At 47.1% G+C, this 7,459-nt stretch carries 5 protein-coding genes and 1 pseudogene; all 6 read left to right on the forward strand.

Going from position 1 to position 7,459, the window contains the following annotated elements; translation table 11 throughout:
• Positions 1-787: 787 nt before the first annotated feature.
• The 6 genes and pseudogenes from tet(W) to ACTNC3_RS10975 all read left to right on the forward strand — a co-directional run bounded on the left by tet(W) (position 788) and on the right by ACTNC3_RS10975 (position 7,136).
• Positions 788-2,707 carry a tetracycline resistance ribosomal protection protein Tet(W) gene (gene tet(W), locus ACTNC3_RS10950; RefSeq protein WP_441227448.1) on the forward strand — a complete coding sequence of 640 codons (1,920 nt, stop codon included), beginning with the start codon at positions 788-790 and terminating at the stop codon, positions 2,705-2,707.
• A 50-nt stretch (positions 2,708-2,757) separates the two neighbouring features.
• A pseudogene (locus tag ACTNC3_RS10955) lies at positions 2,758-3,168 on the forward strand (class I SAM-dependent methyltransferase); the annotation flags it as partial.
• A 292-nt stretch (positions 3,169-3,460) separates the two neighbouring features.
• Positions 3,461-4,681 (forward strand): tetracycline efflux MFS transporter Tet(40), encoded by a 1,221-nt coding sequence (tet(40), locus tag ACTNC3_RS10960; RefSeq protein ID WP_441227449.1) that lies wholly within the window; start codon positions 3,461-3,463, stop codon positions 4,679-4,681.
• Between the two features lie 343 nt (positions 4,682-5,024).
• Positions 5,025-5,858, forward strand: a complete 834-nt coding sequence (locus tag ACTNC3_RS10965; protein ID WP_441227450.1) for a DUF6076 domain-containing protein — start codon at positions 5,025-5,027, stop codon at positions 5,856-5,858.
• A gap of 160 nt (positions 5,859-6,018) precedes the next feature.
• Positions 6,019-6,903 carry a helix-turn-helix domain-containing protein gene (locus ACTNC3_RS10970; protein WP_441227451.1) on the forward strand — a complete coding sequence of 295 codons (885 nt, stop codon included), beginning with the start codon at positions 6,019-6,021 and terminating at the stop codon, positions 6,901-6,903.
• A gap of 14 nt (positions 6,904-6,917) precedes the next feature.
• Complete coding sequence (locus tag ACTNC3_RS10975; protein WP_441227452.1) at positions 6,918-7,136, forward strand: hypothetical protein; 219 nt, start codon at positions 6,918-6,920, stop codon at positions 7,134-7,136.
• Positions 7,137-7,459: the final 323 nt, after the last annotated feature.

A 7,459-nucleotide genomic window follows, 5' to 3' on the forward strand; every position in this document is an offset into this window, starting at 1 on the left:
ATACGGCGCTTGCGATCACGGTAGACCAGCTTGCCACGACAGGACGGGCACGGAGGGATGGCATCATTGCTCTCAACATAAAAAACCGTTTACCTCATTGTGTCTGAGCTCAAAGTTTGATACACTGAACATGGTTTTGATACCAGAGGTTCGGGGGACACGACGTGCAAAGAGGGTACCCCGGACCTTCTTTCTTTTTAATCTCATGACAGTATATAGATCAATCTCGTGACACGCAAGCAGATCAGCCCGAAGTCAATCTAGGCAGTCAACAACACCTCCCACTCCTTATATCTTTCTGTATACATTGAATTTGTATTTAGTAAAATGCAGACAACACCACGGATCGGCTTTTGGTTGGACAATTCCAACCAAACACCACAGCAGACAGCAGAAAACATTCTGAACGCTAGGAAGCCGGTATGATTGTTACATATAAGGGGAAGAAAAATTTCTTTTAGGTACTTGCTTTCCTAAAACTGATGTGATACAATGATTTAATCTAGAAAAGGAGTAAAAAATATGCGGCAAGGTATTCTTAAATAAAACTATAATCAAATAGTGGGAACAAAGGATTATGATAGTCCCTTTTGTAGGGGCTTAGTTTTTTGTACCCAATTCAAGAATACTTTTGCCTTATCAATTTTGACATATCCCCAAAAACAGCACTCACAAACAGGTGTATGCTGTATATGTGTATGTCCGCAACTTATAATCCCCAGTGGTAAAAGTATTTTACTGCTGGGGATTTTTATGCCCTTTGGGGCTGTAAAGGGAGGACAATCACATGAAAATAATCAATATTGGAATTCTTGCCCATGTAGACGCTGGAAAGACGACCTTGACGGAGAGCCTGCTATATGCCAGCGGAGCCATTTCAGAACCGGGGAGCGTCGAAAAAGGGACAACGAGGACGGACACCATGTTTTTGGAGCGGCAGCGTGGGATTACCATTCAAGCGGCAGTCACTTCCTTCCAGTGGCACAGATGTAAAGTTAACATTGTGGATACGCCCGGCCACATGGATTTTTTGGCGGAGGTGTACCGCTCTTTGGCTGTTTTAGATGGGGCCATCTTGGTGATCTCCGCTAAAGATGGCGTGCAGGCCCAGACCCGTATTCTGTTCCATGCCCTGCGGAAAATGAACATTCCCACCGTTATCTTTATCAACAAGATCGACCAGGCTGGCGTTGATTTGCAGAGCGTGGTTCAGTCTGTTCGGGATAAGCTCTCCGCCGATATTATCATCAAGCAGACGGTGTCGCTGTCCCCGGAAATAGTCCTGGAGGAAAATACCGACATAGAAGCATGGGATGCGGTCATCGAAAATAACGATAAATTATTGGAAAAGTATATCGCAGGAGAACCAATCAGCCGGGAAAAACTTGTGCGGGAGGAACAGCGGCGGGTTCAAGACGCCTCCCTGTTCCCGGTCTATTATGGCAGCGCCAAAAAGGGCCTTGGCATTCAACCGTTGATGGATGCGGTGACAGGGCTGTTCCAACCGATTGGGGAACAGGGGAGCGCCGCCCTATGCGGCAGCGTTTTCAAGGTGGAGTATACAGATTGCGGCCAGCGGCGTGTCTATCTACGGCTATACAGCGGAACGCTGCGCCTGCGGGATACGGTGGCCCTGGCCGGGAGAGAAAAGCTGAAAATCACAGAGATGCGTATTCCATCCAAAGGGGAAATTGTTCGGACAGACACCGCTTATCCGGGTGAAATTGTTATCCTTCCCAGCGACAGCGTGAGGTTAAACGATGTATTAGGGGACCAAACCCGGCTCCCTCGTAAAAGGTGGCGCGAGGACCCCCTCCCCATGCTGCGGACGACGATTGCGCCGAAAACGGCAGCGCAAAGAGAACGGCTGCTGGACGCTCTTACGCAACTTGCGGATACTGACCCGCTTTTGCGTTGCGAAGTGGATTCCATCACCCATGAGATCATTCTTTCTTTTTTGGGCCGGGTGCAGTTGGAGGTTGTTTCCGCTTTGCTGTCGGAAAAATACAAGCTTGAAACAGTGGTAAAGGAACCCACCGTCATTTATATGGAGCGGCCGCTCAAAGCAGCCAGCCACACCATCCATATCGAGGTGCCGCCCAACCCGTTTTGGGCATCCATCGGACTGTCTGTTACACCACTCCCGCTTGGCTCCGGTGTACAATACGAGAGCCGGGTTTCGCTGGGATACTTGAACCAGAGTTTTCAAAACGCTGTCAGGGATGGTATCCGTTACGGGCTGGAGCAGGGCTTGTTCGGCTGGAACGTAACGGACTGTAAGATTTGCTTTGAATACGGGCTTTATTACAGTCCGGTCAGCACGCCGGCGGACTTCCGCTCATTGGCCCCGATTGTATTGGAACAGGCATTGAAGGAATCGGGGACGCAGCTGCTGGAACCTTATCTCTCCTTCATCCTCTATGCGCCCCAGGAATACCTTTCCAGGGCTTATCATGATGCACCGAAATACTGTGCCACCATCGAAACGGCCCAGGAAAAAAAGGATGAAGTTGTCTTTACTGGCGAGATTCCCGCCCGCTGTATACAGGCATACCGTACTGATCTGGCCTTTTACACCAACGGGCGGAGCGTATGCCTTACAGAGCTGAAAGGATATCAGGCCGCTGTCGGTCAGCCGGTCATCCAGCCCCGCCGTCCAAACAGCCGCCTGGACAAGGTGCGCCATATGTTTCAGAAGGTAATGTAAAGATACATAATCGTCAAGACGGCAACAATCAGAAGTTATGGAGGGTAACAATGGAATATAGTAAGGAAGATTTAATGGAAGCAAAAAAGCAAATTTGGGGAGTGGGAGAGAACATGGGAACAGAGGAAAGTAAAAAAATCTGGGAGGAGAACGCACAATTTTGGGATAATGCAATGGGTGACGAATCTAATGAATTTCACAGAGAGGTAGTGCGCCCCAAAGTAACGGAACTTCTATCTCCTAATCCTGCGGATTACATTTTGGATATTGCGTGTGGCAATGGAAATTATTCTTCGTATCTTGCACAAAGAGGCGCTTCGGTTGTCGCTTTTGATTACAGCAAAAAAATGATAGAATTGGCTAAAAGACGGCAATCACAATATGCAAAACAAATTGAATTTTGTGTGGCGGATGCGACCGATAGAAAAAGTATATTAGAATTAAAAAGAAATCGAGCCTTTGAAATATATTTGATACTGTTTTAGAACCACAAGTGCTCCTTGCGATTGTAACCTCGTTCTAAATAAACCGTCATGCGGTATCTAACTGATTAACAAATGAACAAAGAGACTGTGGTTGGAGCCTTTACTAAACCATCAAGTGGTAGGAGAAAAGAACCAATCCACAGCATCTTATATATCATAGTCGAACCTGCAGAAGAGGTAAAGAAAAGACTATGACTTAATAGTTATAAAGACCTTGGAGAGGGTCTCTAAAAACTACTACTATATAATACGAGGAGAATGTAACTTCATGTTTGCTAAAAATTCAAAGGCATATTCTGTCTACCTGCTGTTCCGATTTGTCTTTTCCCTGGCGGTTTCTATGTCCACAGTGCTTTCCATCGTGTACCACCTGGAGGTGGTGCAGCTGGATGCTTTCCAGCTTGTCCTGGTAGGGACGGTTCTGGAGACCTCCTGCTTTCTGTTCGAGATACCCACCGGTGTGGTGGCGGATTTGTATAGCCGTCGGCGCTCGGTGCTGATTGGAATGTTCCTCTACGGCCTGGGCTTTCTGATGGAGGGTGCGCTACCGTGGTTCGCGCCGGTTCTGCTGGCCCAGGTTGTCTGGGGTTGCGGTGATACCTTCATCACCGGCGCTCTGGAGGCGTGGATTGCCTCGGAGGAAGAGGACAAACCCATAGACAAGGTGTTCCTGCGGGGCAGTCAAATGGGGCAAATCGGCGGCGTTCTGGGCGTGGTGCTGGGCACACTGCTGGGAAACATAAACCTGCAAATGCCTGTCATCTTGGGGGGCAGTTTGTGCTTGTTGTTGGGGCTGGTGTTGGTTCGCATCATGCCAGAAACCAACTTCTCCCCTGCTATTGAGGAACGGCAGGGCTTGCTTAAAGACTTTGTCTGCCTGTTCAAGCTCAACCTGGGCTTTGTGAAAGGCGCACCTGTGTTGCTGGCGCTCTTAGCAATCACACTATGCGGGGGACTTGCCAGTGAAGGCTTTGACCGGCTCTCCACCGCTCATTTTCTGGATGACACGGTAATACCCGTTATCGGGCCGCTGAACAGCGTCACTTGGTTCGGTGTTATCAGTCTTATCGGCAGCGGCTTAGGTATTCTGGCTTCTCAGTTGCTCATCGCCCGCATGGAGAAAAAAGGGACTGTCAGCCGAACCAGTGTGGTCATGTCCACCAGCGCCGGGTATATCCTGTGCCTGGTTCTCTTCGCGGTGGGGCGGAGCTTTTGGTTCATGTTGTTGATGTTCCTGCTGGCGGGGCTTATGCGCACCATCAAGGAGCCTGTGCTGGCCGCCTGGATGAACGACCATGTGGATGAGAAAATGCGCGCCACAGTCTTTTCCACCAGCGGACAGCTGGACTCTTTCGGGCAGATCATCGGCGGGCCTATTGTGGGGCTGGTAGCCCAGCAGGTGTCCATACCCTGGGGGCTGGTCTGTACCGCTTTCCTGCTGTTGCCCGCGCTGTTCTTAGTGCCGGTGGCGGGAAAGAAGCGGGATTGATATGGCATAGTTAAGTTTACTGACGAGCGGGAGATTACTTCCGCTCGTCTTCATTTAGTAGCGCAAAATTTGAGGACTCTTTATTTCCTTATTCGGTATAGCGGAGGCGGCTGTCAATTCGACATAATTTTCTTGTGATACTTTACCGTACATGAGCATTAACTCCGGAGATTACGTCAATGTTATCTGTGAGGACGGTAAACTGACGATACTTTTGAAAACAATTTGTTAGCCACACAAGCTAATAGAAACCCTGGTAAAGTAATCTACCAGGGTTTCATGTTTATGAGGTTTCGTATTCAGTTTTAAGCTTTATTTGAAAGAAAACGGTGGTCACGCACTCATGAATCTTTATGAAGCCTGTCTGGAGAAGTTTGGGGTAATCACAGCGGTGATGATTCTGGCGGACTTTTCAGGCTTTATGGCTGACTTCAATCGCGCTAACGAAGAAGAACTGAAAGAATTGATTGCCCCACTCAACAAGGATAAGGATACAGATCAGATTAAATCTTTCGTTCTGGAGGAAACGGGCGTTGAGACCTTTGGTATCAGTACCATCGGTCAGGCAATGTTGACCGCCTATGCGGCATATGCAAATTCCTATGTCGCGTTTAAGCATTCCTTCAATATGCTGGTATCGGGAGAGGAATATGAGGAAAATCAGGTAATGGCCTTCTGGGGCCTGTATGCTGATAACACGGACTTCCAGCATATTGATTTCCACATTATGTTTTATGATAATGCGTTTCATTCCATCTACACGATCAAGTCATCGATGTCGCTCATCCTATTTGAAGCTGCCCATGCCATGGATGCAAAGACAAAGTTCGTCAAATGCAAAAACTGCGGGCAGTATTTTGTTCCGGTGGGACGATCTGATTCACTCTACTGCGGGTATCCGTCTCCCCAGGATAGTAGCAAAGCCTGCAGGGATGTTGGGGCCAATGCAGCAAGGGCCAGGAAAATGAAATATGACGTCCTGACTCAAGAATACCGGAGATTGTATATGCGGTTTAAGATGGCGATAAAAAGGCATCCAGAAAGAACCGATCTGCAAGCGCAGCTGTCGGAATTAACAGAGGGGATGAAACTAAGACGGAAGCAAAAGGAGGAAGGTACGCTTTCCGCTGATGAGATATTGGAATGGATTGCTTCTATTGACAAGCTGTCTGAATAGAAAGCTACGTCCAGATACGAGTAGGAAAGCGGATTGCAACGACTTGCAAGAAAATTGCAATAATATTGCATCAAGGTATTGACAGATATTATTTTGTGTGTTATTATTCTTGCATAGAACAGCAAGAAAGTTGCAAGTACATGAAATGGAGGTTCGAGCAATGGCTGAGGAGAGAGATACCGAGTATGTACAGGTTCGGACACCTGACATAATGAGGATAAGCGAGTATGTGATTAAAGCGAAGGGCATAAACCGAACTATGGCACAGTTTGCAGAGGATTGTGGAATTGGAGCATCTACTCTTTCACGTATCGCAAACGGAAAAATTTCAAAGCCACTTTCGGAGGATACTGTAAAAGCAATATACGAGCATAGAGCCCCTGAAAGCAAGATTGATCTGGATATGTTTATGTTGGCAAATGGTATGAGGGATAAGAAAGAACATGAACGTAGGGCTTCAATGGGTCCTCATTATTCGGTTCGAGAAGAGAGCATGAATAGAGAGCGGCAAGCAAAAAACGCCATTGTGGCAGCTCTTCTTGAGCGAGATGTTCCTATTGTGAAAGTTCCGGACTCTCTGGAGCGAAGACGGACAGATGCGCCGTACGGAATGAGACTGTATTTTGATTTTGCTTTTTATATTGAGGATGCGCCACAGCAATTGTGGTACTTCGATGTGAACACATACAAAACCGACGAGCATAACAGACCAATGGGCTTTTTCACTGACAGATTGAATGGTCTGTTTGCAAAGACATTCCTCGTTGATGCATGGGAGCCTGATTATTTTGAAAATCAGAAGACTACTTTTATTTTCTGCGATCCGACAATATACGCTTATGTTGTTAACCAGTACAAGGGCGCTCCTATCAACTCTGCGATATCGGTGATATTGGTAGATACAGACAACGAGAAAGTAGTGGAAGAAACATGGCTATCCAATACAAATCAAACGCCAAGCGTGTTAGACCGTCCGGTTGGTACATCTGATGGATATATAGCTGCTTGGTTGGATGAGGATTACGAAGACCATAACAATCTATAACAGGAGGATACTGGATGAGTAAAAGAGAAAACGGAATTTATGTAACTCACGGAAAAGAAATGCTGGTGGGATACAAGGCCCTTGTTAATGGTGTTTTGTCGTTGGTATATATGAAGGGCGGGAACGTCGTGTCATATGAACCGTGGGATGCGATATGCCAGCAGTTTAATAATGGTCCGTGCTTGGAAATCAAAATGAATAACCAGGAACTGGAAAGTCCGAGCATGGTTTAACAGAATAGATACCTGAACGTGCCGTTCATTATGTAACCAAGCCGGGGTAGAAATTATTGCATCATGTAGATGCTCTGATCTCTATCCCGGCTTTATTCACTTTAAAGGAGGAATGTCGATGACAGAACTGCGAGATTCAAGAGGTAAATTGAGGGCTATTTGGAACCCGGAAGAAAAAACAATCACAATTCGTGACAGAGGCGTGGATATGACGTAAGCGCTCAGTGTTAGCTGAGCGCGCTAACTTACTACCGTGAGATCTTTGGGTTTCCATCCTTGTCTTCGATAGTTGCCTTCGTGTCTATTGCGCAGAGTTTCTTCAT

Origin of the sequence: Oribacterium sp. HCP3S3_B9 (assembly GCF_052064255.1) — a bacterium.
Classification (GTDB): domain Bacteria; phylum Bacillota; class Clostridia; order Lachnospirales; family Lachnospiraceae; genus Oribacterium.

What these genes read in the sequence shown, in the direction of transcription:
- ACTNC3_RS10965 (WP_441227450.1), top strand. Translation starts at nt 5,025, where the DNA reads ATGAATCTTTATGAAGCCTGTCTGGAGAAGTTTGGGGTAATCACAGCG.
- ACTNC3_RS10970 (WP_441227451.1), top strand. Translation starts at nt 6,019, where the DNA reads ATGGCTGAGGAGAGAGATACCGAGTATGTACAGGTTCGGACACCTGAC.
- ACTNC3_RS10975 (WP_441227452.1), top strand. Translation starts at nt 6,918, where the DNA reads ATGAGTAAAAGAGAAAACGGAATTTATGTAACTCACGGAAAAGAAATG.